This window comes from Clostridium sp. UBA4548, assembly GCF_002387895.1.
Lineage (GTDB): Bacteria > Bacillota > Clostridia > Clostridiales > Clostridiaceae > Clostridium_J.
In genome coordinates this window covers 26,803-47,636 of the sequence record NZ_DGLI01000030.1, presented here as the reverse complement: position 1 = coordinate 47,636, position 20,834 = coordinate 26,803, and the positions used below count along the sequence as shown (strand labels likewise).

The following is a 20,834-nucleotide window of genomic DNA, read 5'->3' as shown; positions in this document are numbered from 1 at the left end:
GTTTTTGTTAGCGATAATTTATAATATTTTATATATTAAATACTCTCCTTGTTAAAAACAATAGTTTATTTAGAATATATGTCTGAAAACTCTATATACAATCGTTCCTCATATTTTGATCTAGCTACTTCTTTACTAATTATATTATGTTTTTCTTCATCCTGGCTTAACACCCTCACTGGAAGTGAAATTGTGAACTCACTTCCTTTATTGATTTCGCTATTTACAAAAATTTTTCCTCCGTGCATTTCCACTAAAGATTTTACAAGAGCAAGGCCTATACCGCTTCCTTCATTTTGCCTTGTAGTTGATTTATCTATTTGAGCAAATCGCTGAAAAATAAATTCTAATTTATCTTTAGGAATACCTATCCCTGTATCTTTTATAGATATTTCTATAAAGTCACCCTTATCATATATATTAACAAAAATTGTTCCATTTTTAGGTGTGAATTTTATTGAATTTGATAAGATATTTAAGATAATTCTCTCTATCTTCTCTTCATCAAAAGCTATGATTTTTTCTTCCACTTCTGTATCAAAAATAAGTGTTATCTCATGGGTTTTTATATATTCTGCTACAGATTGTGATATTTCTTCTATTATATAAACTATATCTCCATTGCATAAATTCAGATTAATATATCCACCTTCCACTTTTGTTGTATCTATAAGGTTATTTATTAATCTTAGTAATCTAAGAGAATTTTGGTTCATTATAGAGAAATAATACTGAATTTTTTCATCCTTCAGACTTCTTGATTTATCTAATGATGATAATAATTGTATGGTGCTTGAAATTACATTTAATGGTGTCCTTAGCTCATGAGATATATTGGCAAAGAATTCCGTTCTCAAATTTTCATACTCAATAAGTTCCTCTACTCTTTTAGTTGTTCTTTCATTATTAAGACTTAAATTTTCTACCTGTTCATTAGCAATTGTTATCTCTTCTGTTAAACTTAAGGCTTTTCCTACGGAGTCCTTTAAAGTTAACAAGGTATTAACTCTAGAGTTTAGTTCATATTTATTAAAAGGTTTCTTTAAATAATCATTAGCTCCACATTGGAAGGATAACACTAAATTCTCTAGACTATTATCTGCAGTCATTATTAAAACAGGCAGTTGGAAAAGTGAGTAACTTTTCCTAATAACCTCACAAACTTCATAACCTAAAAAGTCTGGCATCATCATATCAAGAATTACTAAATCTAAATCCTTATGTTCTTCTATTAATATAAGTGCCTCTTTTCCGTTAAAAGCTTCTAGTATTATGTACTTATCCATTGAAAAGTGATTTTTTAATACTTTTATATTCACATATTCATCATCAACTATTAGTATTTTATGTTTCCTTAATGTATCAGTATTTAAGTTATATTTTTCTTTATAGTTTATGTGATCATCAATATTATTACCTTCTTCTAAGCCCTTTAGGTAACTTGGATATAACATTTGATTATACTCATTATTATCTTTCTTTGCCGCCTTATCCATATGTGTTTTTTGTATTTTATCACTATTTTTCACTTCTACATCTTCTAGTTCTCTACAGCCTACATATTCACCCTTACTTTCCTGTGTATATAAAGGAAGTGTAAAAGCAAACTTGGTTCCCTTTTTAATCTTTGATGCTACAGTGATGGTACCTCCATGAAGTTCTACTATTTTTTTAGTTATATATAGCCCCAATCCTGTCCCACCATACTTTTCTGATATTCCTTCTACTTGCTCATAAAGATCAAAAATTTTATGAACTTTTTCTTCTGCAATTCCGATTCCTGTATCTTCAACGTAGATTTGCAAGAATTCCTCCTGTATATTATATCCAATAGCAATTTCCCCTTCATGGGTAAATTTCACTGCATTGCCTATTAAGTTATGAAAAATCTGTTGTATTCTATTTTCATCACCAAATACATTCGGTGTATTTATATCCATCAAATTCCATATAGAAACATTTTTGTTGTTACTATAAGCCTCTGAAAACTTAATGACCATATCTACAATTTTTCTAACATTTACTGGTTTTCTTTGTAGCTTTATTTCATTGTTTTTAAGGCTAGAAAATAATAACATGTCATTTACCAAATTCGATAGCCTCTTTGCACTAGAATTTATCAGATTCAAATCAGATATTCCATTGTAATCGAGCCCAGCACTATCATTACTTACAAGTGTTTCTGAAAGACCTATAATTCCATTTAAAGGTGTTTTTAATTCATGAGAAGTTACTGCTAAAAATTCATCTTTTAATTTATTTAATGTTTTAAGATTTTCACTTGTATCTTCAACTTTTGAAAATGCCATACCTTGACTTTCTGCTAGAACAAAGTAATTTGCTAGTATAAAAGCCAAAATTCCTAACGCTGCAAAGGACCCTGTTATTATAATGCTATACTCGTATAAAATATCATTAATTCTTACTATAAACAAAGCAAAAAGCCCTGCTACAGCTATGTATTCACTTTGTTCATTTTTAAAATATAATTTAGAAATCTTAATAATCATATAACCAAGCATAAATAATGCAAATATTTCAAAAGGAATTATATAATCCAAGTACACACCATAGGGTAAAAATATTACTATAGCCGTGTATATAGTAATGGACCAATTAGATAATTTCATAAGCTTTTCTGACAAGAGACCTCCATAACAGTAGTTTATAAATAAAACTATGAATGGAATATATAAATAAAAGGTTAGCACCTTTATTTTCCCTGAAATCACATATTCAAAACTAGGAAATAAGGATAATAAAAAGCCCTCACCTACAAAAATAGTTCTAATGGCAACTATTATACATACTACAGCGAAATATAGGGAAGCTTTATCTTTTCTTCTTATATGAAATATTCCTAGACTATAAATTGCAGCTATCACTGAGCACCCAAAAAGGAATAAATCAAAGGCTAATTTTTTATCTCCATAAGCTTTTATTTGATTTGAAGTTCCTAACAGTATAGTATCTATAAAACCATACTTATTATAAAAATTACTTACTTGTAAGGTAAGATATGCCTCACCCTTTTCAGTATGGAAAAAACCTAACTTTGGAGCTAGTTCCGGCACCATTTCCTCTTTATCTTTTCCTACTTTTCCCGCCAACATTACTTCATGATTATTAGCCCAAAGTTTATATGCACTTTGAATAAAGTCTATTTTGATAGAAAAGAGTTCATCCTCATCACTAAAAAGCAATTTAACTCTATATGTACCATAACCTTGATTCGGGAATACCCCTGGAATATTAGCATATTTAAAATCCCTTAACCCATTATTTTCAAAATCCTTTGGCCAAAGAATTTGATTTTCATAGAACTCCCACTGACCATCAACTCTCAACATTCCATCTACTTTAAAGCTCCATTGCCGTAAATCTAGCACCCCATTTTCAGCTGTAGGTACATCTTTGCTTGTACTATTAACATTTGCACTATTTTTAATTATTAATAACAAGATTGTAAGTGTTGCTATCAACAATACAGCAAATTTTACTTTTGTAACTTTTCTACATACCATAATATACTCCTTATCCCCCCTGTACTTTTATACTCACTACATAAATAGTTTTTTATTAGATAAATCTCCGCTTAATTATTATAACATCACATTAGTTATTATAATATATTAATTATTGCCTGACGCTTATATATTATAGGATTATTTTATTAAACTTATGCCACTGGCTACAATAATCTGAAAATTAATAAAAGAGCTATTGAAGCCAATAGCTCTTTTGTAAAATTTTTAGTAGCTTTACTTTTAAGGGACTAAACTCTCCCAATTATGAGTTTTTGGGCCATTTCAGCTGCAATATCAGTGCATGCCTGATAATTTTCCTCCTTAGGAGATGATTTTGCCTCAACAGAAATCCCTACTTGTTGCCATTTTATTCTTTGAGCAAACAAATTCAAATTAGAGACACCACCTCCACTCCAGGTAGAGGTTCCAAAAATGCCTAGATATCTATTTTTAAGTTGAGAACTTTCAATCTTATGTATTACAGTTTCCATAGAGGGAAATAGTCCTGTATTGTAAGCACAACTTCCTAATATTACACCTTTAAACCTCCAAATATCACTAATTATATATGAGACATGAGTTTTAGAAGCATCATATATACGGATATTCTTAATCCCAAGCTTCGAAAGTTCCCTCGCCATAAAATCCGCCATTTTTTGAGTGTTGCCATACATAGAACCATATACGATAACAACACCCTCTTCAGCTTCTCCCTTTGACCATAAATCATAATATTCTATAATAGTAGCTGGGTTGTTCCTCCATACAGGACCATGAGTAGGTGCAACAACTTTAATATCAATATCTGCATCTCTTAACTTTTTTAAAGCTTTTTGAACCATAGCTCCATACTTTCCAACAATATTAGAATAATAACGTCTAATCTCATCTGTGTAAAACTCTAGATTTATTTCATCATCGAAAATCCCACCATCTAAGGTTCCGAATCCACCAAAAGCATCCCCAGAAAAAACAATATTATCTTTCATGTCATATGTCATCATAGTTTCTGGCCAGTGAATCATGGGTGTTAAATAAAACTTTAGCACATGAGTCCCTAGGCTTAAGGTATCTCCATCTTCTACTATAAGGTAATTTTCCATTGTACCATAAAAGCTCTCTAAAATTTCAAAGGTTTTCTTATTACCAACTATAGTAATGTCCGGATATTTTTCAGTTACTTCTTTTACAGCTCCAGAGTGATCTGGCTCCATATGATTAATGATTAGATAATCAACAGGCTTACCATCAATAAGACCTTCTATCTTCTCAATAAAAGTATCAATTTTTGTATTCTTAACTGTATCTACGATTGCTATTTTTTCATCACTTATTAAATATGAGTTATATGAAACTCCTTTATCTAAGGGCCATAAGTTTTCAAACAGATAGGTTTCTCTATCATTTACTCCTATGTAATACACTTCATTGCTTATATTTACTGTATTTATCATGTCTTTCCCCCTATAAAATTTTATTGTTACTTTTGCTTTTATTAAACTATATTAATTGTTGATAATATAAATTTGTATCTAATAACATAAATTTTCCCCAACTACTAGTATGTTTATTAGTGGTGTATTTTTATGCAAAACACAAGTTCTTCCTCCTAATGCCTCTACAATTTTTAATAACGTAGAGGTATTATCAGTACTATTATTAAGTTTACATACTCCAGCAGTTATTTTCTTTTATGTCAATAAAAATTATAACATATTTTTTCTATATTATTCCACAACTAACGTGAAACTAACTTTCTAGTTAATATATTAATTCACTTGTAAAGTCAAAAACTCTACATAATCTTATTACTAAGAATTACATAGAGCTTTTATCTAATGAAATTGTTCGTTTACTTTTATCAGTATTAACTTTAACTCCAATTTTATTTAGAGTTAATTCAAAATCAAATTTCTTTGCTTAACCTTTGCAATAGCCTCTTCAACTTTGAATAAATCGCTAATTAGAACATTAGCTGGAGATAATACATTTACCTTACCGTTATATTTCATGAAAATACATATAGCCTTTTGTTCATTACCGTCTTTGTTCCAATCCACAGTACCATAAAATACGTGATAAAATATATCACTTTGCCCACTATGGTTGCTTAATACTTCCTCAAAATCAATCTCCTTATAAACTTTTCCATTCATAAGCTTTCTTTCCACAATATCCTCCAGATAAAATTAGTTATCTATTATATATTATGCTTTAAAACTAAACAATAGTCGTCATCTAATTGTATTTTTTCTCATATACCTATATATTTTAATTGAAATATTTATTACAATTCCTTCTCTCACAACAACAAACTTTTTTCAACTGTGGGAACCACGTCTACAGACTTCATATTAACACCAGTTTTATTATTGTATTTACTAGATATTATAAAAAGAAGATAGGCTACATATAGAGTCTTCCAAAGAAAATACTATTAAAAACTCCACAGTTAAGAGCATTTACTCTTTTCACTGTGGAGTTTCATTATTAATAATTAATATCTAAGCAGCTTGTACATTTTTAATTTAAACTACTATACTGCCTCACTCTTAGATTCTTCTTTATTAGATTTCCTTGCAATCACTGGAAGTATTAATCCTAATCCTAATAATACTACTGGAGTTAACACATTAAGTGTCATTTGGAACTTCCATTGACTTGAGAACATTTCTACTCCCTTAGGGAACATTCCCATTATACAAGCAAAAGCTGTAAATACAAAGCACCATAATCCCATTATGAAACCAACTGTTTTATTCTTAGTAAACTTATATGTTGACTCGAATCTGCCTTCTGCAGCCTTCTTTAATGCCATATAAGCGAAAAATACCCATAAGTATCTTAATGGCATAACAACAGCATTAAGTCTTAATAACCAGTTAAATAATGATGTCATATCACCAATTCCGAAGGCTGGAACTACTATAAGTATTCCAACAAGAATTGCTGTTAATTTATAACCATTTATTGGTGTCCCATTCTCATTAACTTTTGTTAAAGATTTTGGTATAAATTTGCTATCAACATCAGCTAATAAAACTTTTATTGGAGCATCGATTGAGAAAGCTAATGCAGAAATTTGCGCCATCATATTTGCAAGTGCATATATAACTAAGAATAAGTTACCTACTCCATAATATTGACCTAACTTTTGGAATGAATAGTATGCACCGTTCATCATTAAGTCTTTTGGAATATTATTTGGGTCAAACATCATTCCCATTGCAAAAGTTCCAAGTAAAGCTGTAACAGCAACCATTACTGCAAGCGCTATCATTCCTTTTGGGAAATCTTTTGATGGATTTTTCATATTGTTAACATATGGTGATATCTTTTCACATCCACCAACTGCAAATACTAATATTGCTAAACTTGTTAAGTACTCAAAATTAAAATCTGGCATTAAATTTTTCATACTAAAATCAATACTAAATGTTTGAGCATCTGTTATTGCAGGTGCTGCTATTGCTAATACTACATAAAGGAGGGACATAACAAACATTGATGTTCCTGCTATAGTACCAATTCTTTTTATTGAGCTTACTCCTTTAGATGATATCCATAAGAATGCTAGGAATATAACTAAGCATATTAACTGTAATACCATTGGATTCATACTCTTTACTAAACTACCATCTTGTTTAACAGCCCATCCTAGAGCAATTAATACTCCCTGTGGTTTTTGAGCTAAGTAAGGAACGTGAACTACCCAGTATGTCCATCCAGCTAAAAAAGCTAGTTTAGCTCCAGAAGTTGTTCTAATCCAAGAACTAACTCCACCTTTGCCCTCTTTAAAAGTTGATCCCATTTCCCCTACCATAAGAGCATATGGTACAAAGTACAATGCGAACATTAGTATCCATGAAATAACTACTTTCATACCTTGGGTTGCAAAACCGTTTACAACGTTTCCAAATCCCCAAACACTTACAAAAGCCATTAATGCAAGGTTATTCCAACTTAATTTTTTGCTGTTGTCTGACATGGAATTCTCCTCCTCAAAAAAAATATTTTTTAAAAATACCGAATAATTATACCAATCATTTCGTTGTTTTATATCATAGCATGGTTTTTTTTACTTTACAATGACAATTTTGAACACGTTTTTTTATTTTTTAATATTATTCTATATTTTTTGACAGAATAAAATCTTCAAACTTCAATTGATAGGTATTCCTATGAATTTATTAATAAACAATAAATTTAATTAAAACAAATTTAATATTATTACTATTTTTATACATTATATATAATTTCAATTCTAAATTCACTATAGAATAAGAAACTAAACTTATTACTAACATTCATAAATATTTGAATATATTTAATTAGATTTAAAATATTCAAATAAACAACTTTGAAAATACTTTAAGTTTTATTTTTTTTAATATTGCGTATTTTAAAATTATACTGATTTGACTTATTTTTTAACTTATCTCCTTTCAAACTGTTCTATTGGTAAACATAACCTTTCTTTTTAAAAATCTTTTTATATTTTTACCAAGGTTGCTATACTAACTTATCGATGTTATAATGTTTACAAGTGTATATACACTTGTAAACTAAGTTATGGAAGTGATATGTATGTCATTATTAGAAAACATAATTAAACTGAAGAAAGAAAAAAAAGCTCTAATTTTAGCCCATTATTATCAACGGCCAGAAATCCAAGATATTGCAGATTATGTGGGTGATTCTTACTATTTAAGTAAAATTGCTAAAGATTCACCAGAACAAATAATAGTATTTTGTGGTGTGAGATTTATGGCCGAGAGCGCTAAAATTCTGTCTCCTGAAAAAACTATTCTTCTGCCCGTTTTAGATGCTGGCTGTCCTATGGCTGATATGGCTGATGGAGAAGCTCTTTTAGAATTGAAAAAGGACTATCCTAATGCTGCTGTTGTTTGCTATATTAATTCTACTGCAGAGGTAAAAGCACACTGTGATGTTTCTGTCACTTCTTCAAATGCAGTTAGAATTCTAAGAAAATTGGACAAGGATGAAATTATATTTCTACCGGATAAAAACCTTGGTTCTTATTTAGCAGAACAAATGCCTGATAAAAAATTCATACTCTGGCCTGGCTTTTGCATAACTCATAGAAAGGTAAATCCTTCTCACATTCTGGACATAAAAAGAATAAAGCCTGAAGCCTTGGCACTTGCGCATCCTGAATGTGAAAAAGAGGTGAGAGATATATCTGACTTTATTGGAAGCACCTCCGAAATCATTGAGTATGCAACTAATAACAACTCAAGGGATTTTATCATCGTAACAGAACAAGGTGTCCTCCATGAACTAAAAAAGAGAAATCCTAATAAGAACTTTTATACTCCTGGTAGCACTATGACCTGTGTAAACATGAAAAAAACCACCCTAGAGGATGTATATGAATGTCTTCTAGATTTATCTAATTCTATTGAAGTAGATGAGGAAACTAGAATTAGAGCTCTCAATTCCTTAGTTAACATGCACAATTATGCGAGGTAATAAAATGGACATTTGTACTGATGTATTAATTATTGGAACAGGTGCTGCTGGACTTTACTCTGCTCTAAATCTAGATGAAAAACTAAATATACTTATGGTTAGCAAAGGACTTCCTACTGAATGTAACTCTTATTTAGCTCAGGGCGGAATTTCTGTAGCTGTTGACCAAGAAGATATTACTCCCTTCATTGAAGATACACTGAAGGCAGGTAATTACAAAAATCAGCATGAAAGTGTAGAAATACTTTGTAGAGAATCTATAGAAATCTTGGAAAGCTTAACTAGCTTTGGTACACCCTTTAATAAAGTGGAAAATAAGTTATGCTATACACGAGAGGGTGCTCATAGTAGACCCCGAATAGTTTATTGCAAAGATAACACAGGAAAGCATTTAGTTGATACCCTACTAAACAAGGTAAAAAAGAAAAAAAACATATCTCTAATGGAGCATTGTCAAGTAGTAGATCTAATCACTGAAGGTAATTTATGCTTAGGCGCTGTTCTTATTCAGGGTACAAAGCAATTAAATATTTTTTGCAAGTCAGTTATTTTAGCAACTGGTGGCATTGGAGGCCTATTTAAAAACTCTACTAACGAAAGATCCATTACTGGTGATGGTTTATTTTTAGCGCTAAAGCACCATATTGAATTAAAAGATATTTCCTATATTCAATTTCACCCTACTGCTCTATATAGTGCTGCTCATAATGGAAGAAGATTTTTAATTTCTGAATCCTTAAGGGGTGAAGGGGGCAAACTTTACAACTTTAATAAAGAACATTTTGTTAATGAACTTTTGCCTCGAGATGTTGTAAGTAAGGCTATTGAAAAAGAAATCCATACTCTGGGCATTCCTTATGTCTATTTAGACATATCTCATTTATCCTCAGAGTATGTTAAAAGCAGATTTCCTTCTATCTATAAAGAATGTTTACTTCAAGGAGTTGATATAACTAAAGCTCCAATTCCAGTGTCTCCAGCACAACATTATTTTATGGGTGGAATTAAAGTAAATATGTTGTCTGAAACTTCAATGACAAATCTTTATGCCGTTGGTGAAACTGCATGCACCGGAGTACATGGTAGTAACAGATTAGCAAGCAACTCCTTACTTGAAGCTTTAGTTTTTTCTAAAAGAGCTGCAATAAAAATTAATACCCAGGCTTCTAGTATTACTGTTAAGGTAAAAAAGGTACCAAAGATAGTATCAAAAATTGATACCATCGAAATTTATTCTAGAAAAGCTGTTATAGAAGAATTGAAAAGGAGGGCACCACATTTAAATGATGAATTATTCAGTTATAGACAAGATAATATTAAATGCACTAGAGGAGGATATGCCTTGGTATGATATATCCACCTCAGCTATTTTAAAAGAAGATACTCAATGTAGTGTTCAATTAATCTCTAAAGATACAGGTATTATAGCTGGACTTATGATATTCAAAAGAGTATTTGAATTACTAGGAAAAGTTGAGATAAAGTTCTATAAAGAAGATGGAGATAAGGTTAATAATGGAGAACTTATTGCTGAACTTTCAGGCAGCACTTCAAACATACTATCAGGTGAACGTACAGCTCTTAACTTTTTACAGCGAATGAGTGGTATTGCTACCTTAACTTCAAAATTTGTCTCCCAATTAGAAGGTACAAGTTCAAAGCTTTTAGACACCAGAAAAACAACTCCTGGTCTTAGAATACTTGAAAAATATGCAGTTAAAATTGGCGGTGGCTATAATCACAGATTTAACTTATCTGATGGAGTTATGCTTAAAGACAACCACATTGCAGCAGCAGGGGGAATTAAAAAGGCTGTGGCCTTAGTTAGATCTAAGGGGTGCTATGGAAAGCAAATCGAAGTGGAAGTGGAAAGTTTAGATATGGTTGTTGAAGCTTTGGATGCAAAGGCTGATATTATAATGCTAGATAACATGGATATTGAAACAATGAAAGAAGCTATAAGCATAATAGCTAAGAGAGCAATCAGCGAATGTTCTGGTAATGTTAACTTAAAAACTATTAAAGACATGGCATTAACGGGAGTAGACTACATTTCCGTAGGTGAGCTTACTCACTCCGCAGATATTTTAGATTTCTCAATGAAAAATTTAGTTATTAAAAATAAATAACTAAATTTTGTTCTTTGATATTTATTGGGTATATGTTTTTTAATATAACTAATTCTATTTGATAACTTTATTGAAACATATATATCGTTGTAATATTTACTATAAAGGGATCAAGACATTTGAGGTTTAATAATTAAAAGGCTAGGACTATAAAAAAAATATAAATCCTAGCCTTTTAACATTATATTTATCAACTCATTGTATTATTGTTCTCTACTTAGAAAAACGTTATTAGCCACGTATTTGTGAAAAAACCATTCTCCTACTCCTACTACTACTGCTGCTATCAATGAATCTGTTAGTGATATTCTACTAATATTCCAAGCATAATTAAAAGCATAAATAGTAACTAAAGTTAGCCCGACATCTGCTATAGTTGCTATAGTGTTATTAGTCATAGATAACACAAAAATATCTCCTACAATATAAGCCAAAATTGTTACAGTTGCAGCTATATATAAGATATCAGTGAAAGTTAGGGTTGTTGACATACCAAGAACCACTTCTAAAGCAATAGCAATCATTGCAAACTTTATAAGCAAAGCAGTAATATGCCTCATTCTTTTCACCTCCCTCCAAAACTTTCAAGTAAAATTATTATTCCTCTATTAAGAAAAAATATCCTCTAGAAAACTGTAGACAAACCTGATAAAACCTCTATACAACGGATTGTATAGAGGTTTTTATTTGAAAAGCTTTTATTTATAACTTAAGTTAATGGACTTTTTCTCTTATTATATGCACACTCATAAGCATAAGCATAAGATAACAACTTATCTTCGGTAAATCCAGTAGCTGTAAAGGTTAAGCCTATAGGTCTGTTATCTTTTGTATATCCAGCTGGGACAGTAACTGACGGATATCCAACCTTTGCTGCAATACCAACCCCACTTGTATTTAAAAAAGCTAACGCATCTAAATTATATTCTCTTACTATAGAATCTATTTCCCTTCCGTAGCTTATACTACTACTTAGAGTATCTTGGTACTTTTCATCATAATCCTTTTGCATTTCTAAGCATCTTTCAAATATTTTTTGGTCATAAGGAACTCTCTCTAGAAGATTTTCCTCATTAAATTTAACTATCTCCTCTAAAGTTTTCACAGGAGCAAACTCCCCTAAAGTTTTAAAGTATTCCTCTAAAGCTTTTGGAAACTCATAGAATAAAACATCACCATTTATTAAGTGATTTTCCTTCGGAATATTCACCTCCGTTATTTTCGCACCAAGTTTTTCTAATTCCTTTATAGCAGTTATAAATATCTTCTTTATTTCCTCATCTTCATAATCATCAAAATTACACTGTGGAACTCCTATCACTACATCATTAAGTGAGTTCTTATCCAATATTTCTATCTTGAATTTCAACAATATTTAAATTCTCCATTTTATCCCCCTATAATAAACAATTTTCTCTTATCCTATAAGAATTTATCCTTATAAAGTTATTAATAAGCTTTTTATTCTCATGTTAAAACACTCTACACATCAATAATAGTTTCCTTAGAATAAGTTATTCTTTAACTTCCCCTATATACATTATATATGAAAAAACGGTACACTATATAGTTAAATTCACATATAAAAAAGATGTTATCTATCTTAAGACAACATCTTTTTTACAAACACATATTACATTATATTGAAATTTTAGTTTAATATAAATTTCTATGCCCTTTAATTAGTCTTTTGCTGTATCGCTTATCTCACTTAAATGATTGTTTAATATGTTTATACTTTGAATTCTTGTACCAACTCATTTAATTTTTCAGCTAACTGTGCCTGACTTTGTGCAGCTTTTGCAATTTCCTCAATAGCTACAGTACTTTCACTTACTCCGCCCATTATTCCTTCTGAGCTTGAAGCTGATTCTTCAGTAGTTGCCGACACATTTTGAATTGCCAAGTTAATTTGATCAATTGTGTTTGACATTTCATCTGTTGCTACTGCAATTTCTTGGGCCATTATGTACAGGAACTTTGCATCCTCTTCATACTGACCTCCAGTTTCCACCATAGTTTCATAGTCCTTCATTACATTTTTATCTATATAAATCAAAGTTTCTTCAGCGCTATTAGAAAGTTTTTCAAAAGCAATTCTAACTTGATTTACTACTTTTTGAATACTAGCCACAGTACTAGAAGATTGTTCTGCTAACCTTCGTACTTCCTCAGCAACAACAGCAAAGCCTCTCCCTTGTTCTCCTGCCCTTGCTGCTTCAATAGCCGCATTTAATGCAAGTAGATTTGTTTGTTCTGCTATTGCTCCAATAGATTCTGTCATCACTGTAATTTCTTCAACTACTTTTCCATCCTCAATTGCTTCTTTTACCTTATTAAACTTCTCTCTGTATATTAACTTTGAGCTTTCCATAGAATCCACGCCATTATTCTTAACATTAATTGCGCGGTTTTGTATTTCCTTAGAAGATTTATATCCCTCTTGCGCCCTATTAGCTAGCTCTTGAGTTGTAGCACCGATTTCTTGCATAGAAGCACTAATCTCCTCAGTTGATGAGCTTACTTCTTCAGTACCCCTCACAATTTCTGATGTTGCCTCATTTACAAACTCCATTTTTGCTGAAACTTCTTCTAGGGTTGCTGATAATTCTTCACTTGTAGAACTAACCTCCTGAGCTCCTACATTAATTTCCTTAATGAGATTTCTAACACTTTCCATAGCCTTATTTATTGATACTTCTACCATACCTATCTCATCATGAGATTTAATTTCTATGTTTTGGGTTAGGTTTCCATCACCGAACTCTCTAACAAACCCAACTACTCTTTTTAATCTCTTATCTATACTTGTTGATAAGTAAGCTCCAGTAACTATTGCAACAACGACACCAACTGCTATAACTACTATCATAAAATAAAAGGATTTTAAATAAATAGAGTTATTTACGGTCTTTAATCTTTCACTCTCCTTTAAGTTAGCTGATATCATTTTTGTTAAAGCATTTTCCAATAATGTACTTTGACCCAACAACTCAAAATCATATAATCTTCTAGCTTCTACATAATTATTTGATTGAACTGCTTCAATAACTTTCTCTCTTGTTTCACCATATTTCGTTAACTCAGGTAAAATTCGCTCCTTATAGATTTCTTCTTCCTCTTTTGTCTTATTTGGTATAGCCTCTAATTCTTTAAAAAGCTTTTCATTTAAGGCTACAGTACCTGAAATATCTCCTAAGTAATCTTGGATTTTATTTTTTTGACTTTCATCTAAAATACTAACCATGTTAACTCTTATAGCTAAAATATTATGCCTTATGTAAGTACCTTTCTCAACAGAAGCTAATTTACTATCTGATATCATCTTTCCATTGTTATTAACCTGCCTCATTGCTAAAGTTCCTAAGGTACCTATTGCTCCTATAAGCAAAGACATAAGAAGAAATCCAATTACTAACTTCATCTTAATAGTTAATTTACTTTGCAATCCAATATTGCCCCTCTTTTGTTTTAACCTTTTCATTAGTTCATCCCCTTCTAATAGTATTTAATAACAAGTACGCTAAAAATTTCTTGTTAACTTTAAAATCACTTTACTTTCTTAATCGTCTGATTTTAATAATGCTTTATATATTTTAGTACTTTTTTCTATTTTAATTTTGCAATTATTCGTAATTCTTACATTAGTAAAGTAATAGCCCTCCAACTACCCTAACTTTTATTTAAGCAAAAAACATGCTAGATATCTCCAGCATGTTTTTTGTTTAAAAGTAGCTAATAATTTAAACAACGTTATTCTTTTATAAAGCTATAGTTCTTAATCTATCTATACTTTCATAGAGTATATTTGAAATTTCAACTTTAGCTTCATCATAATACTTAAAGGTTTTCAAGGCCTGCTCTTTATTATGATAGACTTTCCAATATCCACATAACAGACATTCCTTATAAGGATTTGTTATAAATTCCTTAACATCCTCAAGAGGAAACCCTAAGAATATCCCTAATTCATGAGGACAGATCAACTTGCTATATCTCACTTTTAATTTTTTTAAACTCTCTTCTAAACTTTCATCTGGCCTATACCCTAGCTCAATCAAAAACTTTGCATTATACTCCTCTTGAATTTTTTCTAGTAAAAACTTCTCATCATAGAACAGCACTACTATTGCCTTCTCTGTTTCTTTTAAATCAAAGGCACATATATTTAGCTTTTTTGTAACTTCCGTTCTATAAACCTTCCAAAGGTGTGCCATATTTCTGTGATTATCACATAAGGTTACAGTGGTAGCAGCTTTTAGCTTTTTTAAAGTTGGTGCAATATTATAAGCAATGATACTTACCATATAATCTATATCATTTAATAGGTGCAAATTCTCTCTAAAGTCTTTTGCTGCTAATTTCACTATAACCACTCCTCATTGATTGTTATCTCACTTATATTCTTAAACTGAATTTAAAAACTATTGATTGAACTAACCTGACTTTTCAAGCGTATGATTATGTTAATGCTCTATCTTCTAAGACTTAATTACATAATTTTTACTGGGCTATTTTTTTACCCAGTTCTACACACTCTTCTTTTTTGTCTTCATCTGGCTCATAGTTTGCAATAATGCAATCTAATTGAATTACTGCTCCATAACTAAGCATTCTTTCTTCCCAATCTCTCATCCACTGTCCATCTCCCCATCCGTAAGAGCCAAATAACACTATTTTCTTGTTTTTAACATAATTTTTTATTTCTTCAATAAAAGGTTCCATTTCGGATTCCTCTAAAATTTCATCTCCCATCGATGGGCAACCAAGAGCAACAACATCTCCTTGCTCTATATCTTGGATAGTTGCCTCTCCTACCTCTTTTAATACAACCTCTGAACCCTTACTTTTTGCTCCTGCTTCAATAAATTCTGCCATAGTTTTTGTATTTCCTGTACCACTCCAATAGATTATAGTAACTTTACTCATATTAAACACCTCTTCGCAATTAATTGATATTGATTATCATTTTCGTTAACTAAATTATATTCTTGTATTTTCCAAATGTCAATAATCTTTTCCAAGTTTTTATTAAAATATGAAGTTAAATTAAATAACTACCAATTAAATGACTGATTAATAAAATTAACCCCCTATGAGATTTCGTCATAAGGGGTTAATTATGATTTTGAATTAAGTTTTTAGTTATATATTTTATTTAAATAATATTACATATTAATTAGTTGTTATTATTAGTAAATTTATTACAACTGAAGCATCTCTGCTTTTTCTCCAACTGAGTAAATATAAAGTCTGTGTAGTGGTCTTGTCATTGCTACATAAAGAAGTTTTACGTCTAGTGGATCTTTGGTAAAAGTTTTTTTACTTGCATTAGCAATAATTACAACATCAAATTCTAGACCTTTTACTAAATAACTAGGTATTAACACAACACCACCTGAGTATTGACTCTCACTTCCTGTAATTACTTCAACATTTAACTCATACTTTTTTAATTCTGTTTTCAAATTTTTACACTCATCTAAAGTCTTGCAAATTATCGCTACCGATTTAAATCCTTCTTCTAGAACAGCGTTAACCTTACTTACAATTCCTTTTGATACCTCACTTAGACTATATTTTTCAAATATTGTAACAGGCTCTCCGTGTCTGATTACTGGTTTAGGATTAGGAAGGTTTGGATCTTTTAAAGAGTTTATAACTTTACTGGCTGCATCCATGATTTCAATGGTAGTTCTATAACTTTGCTCTAAAGTAAGCATTTGAAAGTTATCTTCTCCAAAAACTCTTTTTGATACCTGTTCCCAATTGCTTATTCCTCTATAGGAGTATATACCCTGACATAAATCTCCCAGAACTGTGAAAGAATTTCCTCCAATTAATTTTTTTAATATAAATAGCTGGAATTCACTAAAGTCTTGAGCCTCATCTATTACTACATGTCTTACTGAAATTTTGTCATCCAGTCCTTGAACTTGCTCCTTTATATACATCAATGGAGCTAAATCCTCCATTTCAATTGTATTACTTTCTATGCTTTTCAGTGTTTCAACTCTTAAATCCTTAGCTACTTCTTCCTTAATATAGTTCATAGTAAATTTATTAAATATAATCTCATCCATAAGGAACCTTTTATAATATTCTATTGGACTTAGTATTTTAAATTTATTTAAATATTCCCTTACTATGGTTTTAGATTTTTTTCTTATTTTCTCCACAAGAGCATCTCTGGTGTCTGCAATTCTTATAATAGATTTTCGCCTTTTATCGCAATCCTCCATTTCATTCTTTATAGCTTCTATCTTCTCATCATACTGTCTTATTACTTCTTCAATAATAGATTCTTTATTTTTTCTTAAGGTATTTACTAAAGTTTTTTTAATTTCATTAATCCTTTTTACCATTGGTAGATGTTTATATTCTACTAAAAACATTTCCCTTATTCTTTCATATTTGATTAAAGTGAAAGTTTCTATAGTAAAATCTCCAGTTGGTATTAGGTTATCTTCTATAAGTTTAATGTATCTATTTATAGAGTCTTTAAAATCCAAGGAAGACTTAAACATAGAATTTGACTTTATTAAATTGTTTTTCTGTTGGAAATCTTTATGATTATTATTTATTAAAAAAGAAAGTTTTTCATTTGAACTTTTTAATTTGAGCTTCTTTCCAAGTATACCAAGAGCAAAATCCTCAAAGGTAGTTTGTAATACATTTTCTACACCTAAGTCAGGAAGCACTTCTGAAATATAGCTTAAAAAGAATCTATTAGGTGCGATTATCATGAAGTTTTTAGGATTTAAAGTACTTTCGTAGTTATATAGAAGATATGCTATTCTATGGAGAGCTATTGTGGTTTTTCCTCCACCTGCAGCACCTTGGACAACTAAGGGTTTCCACATATCTGCTCTGATTACTTTATTTTGTTCTACTTGAATGGTTGAAACTATATCCTTTAATCTATTATCTTTACTTGACCCTAAGGCAGCTTGAAGAAAATCATCATTGGTAGTTATATCTATATCATATATTTCTTGTAGTTCAGCTTTTTCAATGGCATATTGCCTTTTTAGTTTTATTTCACCTTTTATTTCCCCATCAGCACTTTGGTAAGATGCCTCACCCAGCCTTCCTTCATAGTAAAGAGTTGCAACAGGAGCTCTCCAATCAATTATAATTAGTTCCTGATCACTATCTCTCATTAAGGATACTTTGCCAATATATAAATCTTGTTTTATTTTTGTCCCTTCTTCCACAAAATCCACTCTTGCAAAATAAGGTTTTGAAAGACTCTTATCAAGATTTTTCAATTTCTGTGATAAGGACTCATTGATGCTCTTATTTATCACTAGTTCATTGAACTGCTCAGCATTGTCTGAGTTATAGTGACTTAACCCATACTCAACTTCCTTATCGATTCTTAGTTTTTCTTTTAGCACATTACTATTATAATTCTTTAAATAATCAAGTGTATAAGCTAATCTTTTAACCTCGTTTTTATATTCCGGATGACTATGTGCAGACATTCTAACACCTCACATTCTTTTAGGCAAATTGAAACTTTTTAAATTATTTTCTTTTCCAATCACCAAATTTTTCTGCCAACTATTACATTTTACAGTATTAAACAAAAAACATAAAACTCTCAATAAAGCCAATTCTCTTGAGCTCATACTAAGTTACAAGAGAATTAGATTAAAAGTCTATTTTTCATTTATTTGCTAGTTTTTTCTTGACAATGTGATGTTTTTGTTATATGATATTAATATAAGTTATTAGTAAAGTTAAAATAATGAAGCTATATGAAAAAACAGCTATTTCTAGTTGTTTTATTTTTTTAGATCAATTTATTAATAGTAGTGTAGATATATAATGATTTTCTATATTTAGGGTTATGAAGTTAATGTATTATAAAACCTGTAGAAAATTTATAAAAACAAAAACTATGTAAGCAATCTTACATAGTTTTTATTTTTATAAGTAACTGTTTCTTTTATCCCATGTTTTTTCTACTCAATATATTGCAAAAGATTAAACATTAGTATCTGTAGTTATAACTTTACACCTATTATCTTATTTAGCATTTAATTCACTTTCATAATTGCACATTCTTTCATAATAACCTTCCCCCCATTGACACATCATCCTTAAAATAGGCATTAAGCTTTCACCTAAATCTGATAAAGAATATTCTACCTTTGGAGGTACTTGAGGATATACTTTTCTTTCAACTAAACAATCACTTTCTAGTTCCCTTAATTGTTGTGTCAACATTTTTTGAGTTATTTGAGGTAGAAGTTTTTTTAGCTCATTAAATCTTTTTGTTCCCTTAGTTCCGAGATGCCATATTATAATAGGTTTCCACTTGCCTCCTATTAAATCCATTGCTATCTCAAAGGTACATGCATACTCTTTATTCTTAATATTTAAAACACATCTCTCCATGATTGCACTTTCCTCCTTTTTAAGTATCTTTTTAGGAACTATACCACAAAAAAGTACGTACTTGTATGTATAACACTTATATTCTAGAATATTATCATAGATTAATAAAAGTATCAAATTTAATAATAACTTTTATCTAAAGCGAGGTATAAAAATGAAAGTATTACTTATTAACGGAAGTCCTAAATCAAAAGGATGTACTTATACTGCCTTATGTGAAATAGCAAAGGAACTTGAAAAAGAAAATATTGAAGCTGAAATTTTCCACATAGGAAACAAACCTATTCGTGGCTGTATGGCTTGTGGTGGCTGTTATAAAAATGATGATAATAAATGTGTTTTTAATGATGATGTAGTAAATATTGCTTTGGAGAAAGCAAAGGAAGCTGATGGATTTATTTTTGGTTCCCCAGTTCATTACGCTGGAGCCTCTGGTGAAATAACTTCTTTCTTAGATAGATTCTTCTATGCAGGAAGTGGCTTTGAATATAAACCTGGTGCTGCAATTGTAAGTTGTCGTCGCGGAGGTTCAACAGCAGCTCTTGACCAACTAAACAAATACTTTACTATTTCCCAAATGCCTATAGTATCCTCTCAATATTGGAATATGGTTCATGGAAATACTCCAGAAGAGGTAAAACAAGATTTAGAAGGAATGCAGGTTATGAGAACTTTAGGTAAAAATATGGCCTGGCTTTTAAAGTGTATTCATGCAGGTAAAGAGTCAGGTATTGCACTTCCAAAAAAAGAAGAAAGAGCTAGAACTAATTTTATACGTTAACATAACATCCTGAAGATTTCAATTCAAATGCTTTTCAAAAATTAAAATGCAGCCTTTTTAAATATGTTACTATTTAAAAAGGCTGCATTTTTTATAGACAATTTACATTAAATATTTTCTATTTTAACCACTTCATAGCCTGCATCCTCAATTGCAGCCTTTATAGCCTCATCTGATGCCTCACCTTTAGCTGTTGCTGTTTTTGTAGCTAACTCAACCTTTACATCTGTAAGCCCTATTTCCTTTAATGCATTTGTTGCGTGCATAACGCAATGTCCACAACTCATTCCTTCGATTAATATTTTTTTTGTCATTTTAAATCTCCTCCAATTAAATACTTTTATTTTTGAAACATGGAAGCTTTAACTAAAGTTTTTCCTCCATATTATCATACTTTTTAAATTAAATAGTTATTATTTTCATTTAGTGATTATCTTAGGAAGGGTATCTTATTCCAGTGAAAATTGATACACCTAGAATTCTAGTTTTAAGAACCTT

General features: G+C 30.4%; 16 protein-coding genes. 4 read left to right on the top strand and 12 right to left on the bottom strand.

The features are described from left to right. Window positions 1-65: 65 nt before the first annotated feature. From B3040_RS13015 to B3040_RS13000, 4 genes are all read right to left on the bottom strand, one after another. Window positions 66-3,524, bottom strand: coding sequence for an ATP-binding protein (locus B3040_RS13015; RefSeq protein WP_291573971.1), 3,459 nt, complete (start codon window positions 3,522-3,524; stop codon window positions 66-68). A 251-nt stretch (window positions 3,525-3,775) separates the two neighbouring features. After that, a complete protein-coding gene (locus tag B3040_RS13010; RefSeq protein WP_291573969.1) occupies window positions 3,776-4,981 on the bottom strand; it encodes an FprA family A-type flavoprotein in 1,206 nt (401 codons plus the stop codon). A gap of 441 nt (window positions 4,982-5,422) precedes the next feature. Then, complete coding sequence (locus B3040_RS13005) at window positions 5,423-5,698, bottom strand: hypothetical protein (protein ID WP_291573967.1); 276 nt, start codon at window positions 5,696-5,698, stop codon at window positions 5,423-5,425. Window positions 5,699-6,063: 365 nt separating this feature from the next. Next, complete coding sequence (locus tag B3040_RS13000; RefSeq protein ID WP_291573965.1) at window positions 6,064-7,515, bottom strand: amino acid permease; 1,452 nt, start codon at window positions 7,513-7,515, stop codon at window positions 6,064-6,066. A gap of 599 nt (window positions 7,516-8,114) precedes the next feature. Here B3040_RS13000 and nadA point away from each other — a divergent pair. Genes nadA through nadC form a run of 3 tightly spaced genes read left to right on the top strand, consistent with a single transcriptional unit; the run spans window position 8,115 to window position 11,149 of the window. Beyond that, entirely contained in the window at window positions 8,115-9,020 is a 906-nt protein-coding gene (nadA, locus tag B3040_RS12995) for a quinolinate synthase NadA (RefSeq protein WP_291573963.1), read from the top strand. Between the two features lie 4 nt (window positions 9,021-9,024). Further along, window positions 9,025-10,371, top strand: coding sequence for an L-aspartate oxidase (locus B3040_RS12990; protein WP_291573960.1), 1,347 nt, complete (start codon window positions 9,025-9,027; stop codon window positions 10,369-10,371). After that, entirely contained in the window at window positions 10,307-11,149 is an 843-nt protein-coding gene (gene nadC / locus B3040_RS12985; protein WP_349679179.1) for a carboxylating nicotinate-nucleotide diphosphorylase, read from the top strand. The genes B3040_RS12990 and nadC overlap by 65 nt, the downstream gene beginning before the upstream one ends. A 203-nt stretch (window positions 11,150-11,352) precedes the next feature. On the opposite strand, the gene B3040_RS12980 is transcribed toward nadC, so the two are convergent. The 7 genes from B3040_RS12980 to B3040_RS12950 form a co-directional block, all read right to left on the bottom strand. Further along, window positions 11,353-11,709 (bottom strand): DUF2512 family protein, encoded by a 357-nt coding sequence (locus B3040_RS12980; protein ID WP_291573956.1) that lies wholly within the window; start codon window positions 11,707-11,709, stop codon window positions 11,353-11,355. A 149-nt stretch (window positions 11,710-11,858) separates the two neighbouring features. Next, the gene (locus B3040_RS12975; RefSeq protein WP_291573954.1) at window positions 11,859-12,521 is read right to left on the bottom strand and encodes an amidase family protein; all 663 of its coding nucleotides are present in this window, start codon (window positions 12,519-12,521) and stop codon (window positions 11,859-11,861) included. Between the two features lie 360 nt (window positions 12,522-12,881). Beyond that, window positions 12,882-14,633, bottom strand: a complete 1,752-nt coding sequence (locus tag B3040_RS12970; RefSeq protein WP_291573952.1) for a methyl-accepting chemotaxis protein — start codon at window positions 14,631-14,633, stop codon at window positions 12,882-12,884. A gap of 277 nt (window positions 14,634-14,910) precedes the next feature. Next, window positions 14,911-15,516 (bottom strand): DUF3793 family protein, encoded by a 606-nt coding sequence (locus B3040_RS12965; RefSeq protein ID WP_291573949.1) that lies wholly within the window; start codon window positions 15,514-15,516, stop codon window positions 14,911-14,913. Between the two features lie 136 nt (window positions 15,517-15,652). Further along, the gene (locus B3040_RS12960; protein WP_291573947.1) at window positions 15,653-16,078 is read right to left on the bottom strand and encodes a flavodoxin; all 426 of its coding nucleotides are present in this window, start codon (window positions 16,076-16,078) and stop codon (window positions 15,653-15,655) included. Between the two features lie 275 nt (window positions 16,079-16,353). Further along, a complete protein-coding gene (helD, locus tag B3040_RS12955; RefSeq protein ID WP_291573945.1) occupies window positions 16,354-18,636 on the bottom strand; it encodes an RNA polymerase recycling motor HelD in 2,283 nt (760 codons plus the stop codon). Between the two features lie 547 nt (window positions 18,637-19,183). Then, window positions 19,184-19,555, bottom strand: coding sequence for a winged helix-turn-helix transcriptional regulator (locus tag B3040_RS12950; protein WP_291573943.1), 372 nt, complete (start codon window positions 19,553-19,555; stop codon window positions 19,184-19,186). Between the two features lie 154 nt (window positions 19,556-19,709). Between B3040_RS12950 and B3040_RS12945 the strand changes: the two genes are divergently transcribed. Further along, complete coding sequence (locus B3040_RS12945) at window positions 19,710-20,336, top strand: flavodoxin family protein (protein ID WP_291573940.1); 627 nt, start codon at window positions 19,710-19,712, stop codon at window positions 20,334-20,336. 107 nt (window positions 20,337-20,443) lie between these two features. Here B3040_RS12945 and B3040_RS12940 read toward each other — a convergent pair whose 3' ends face one another. Further along, entirely contained in the window at window positions 20,444-20,650 is a 207-nt protein-coding gene (locus B3040_RS12940; protein WP_291573938.1) for a heavy-metal-associated domain-containing protein, read from the bottom strand. Window positions 20,651-20,834: the final 184 nt, after the last annotated feature.

Coding starts and splice junctions, on each gene's coding strand:
- B3040_RS13015 (WP_291573971.1), bottom strand. CDS start 3,524: ATGGTATGTAGAAAAGTTACAAAAGTAAAATTTGCTGTATTGTTGATA.
- B3040_RS13010 (WP_291573969.1), bottom strand. CDS start 4,981: ATGATAAATACAGTAAATATAAGCAATGAAGTGTATTACATAGGAGTA.
- B3040_RS13000 (WP_291573965.1), bottom strand. CDS start 7,515: ATGTCAGACAACAGCAAAAAATTAAGTTGGAATAACCTTGCATTAATG.
- nadA (WP_291573963.1), top strand. CDS start 8,115: ATGTCATTATTAGAAAACATAATTAAACTGAAGAAAGAAAAAAAAGCT.
- B3040_RS12990 (WP_291573960.1), top strand. CDS start 9,025: ATGGACATTTGTACTGATGTATTAATTATTGGAACAGGTGCTGCTGGA.
- nadC (WP_349679179.1), top strand. CDS start 10,307: ATGAATTATTCAGTTATAGACAAGATAATATTAAATGCACTAGAGGAG.
- B3040_RS12980 (WP_291573956.1), bottom strand. CDS start 11,709: ATGAGGCATATTACTGCTTTGCTTATAAAGTTTGCAATGATTGCTATT.
- B3040_RS12970 (WP_291573952.1), bottom strand. CDS start 14,633: ATGAAAAGGTTAAAACAAAAGAGGGGCAATATTGGATTGCAAAGTAAA.
- B3040_RS12960 (WP_291573947.1), bottom strand. CDS start 16,078: ATGAGTAAAGTTACTATAATCTATTGGAGTGGTACAGGAAATACAAAA.
- helD (WP_291573945.1), bottom strand. CDS start 18,636: ATGTCTGCACATAGTCATCCGGAATATAAAAACGAGGTTAAAAGATTA.
- B3040_RS12950 (WP_291573943.1), bottom strand. CDS start 19,555: ATGGAGAGATGTGTTTTAAATATTAAGAATAAAGAGTATGCATGTACC.
- B3040_RS12945 (WP_291573940.1), top strand. CDS start 19,710: ATGAAAGTATTACTTATTAACGGAAGTCCTAAATCAAAAGGATGTACT.
- B3040_RS12940 (WP_291573938.1), bottom strand. CDS start 20,650: ATGACAAAAAAAATATTAATCGAAGGAATGAGTTGTGGACATTGCGTT.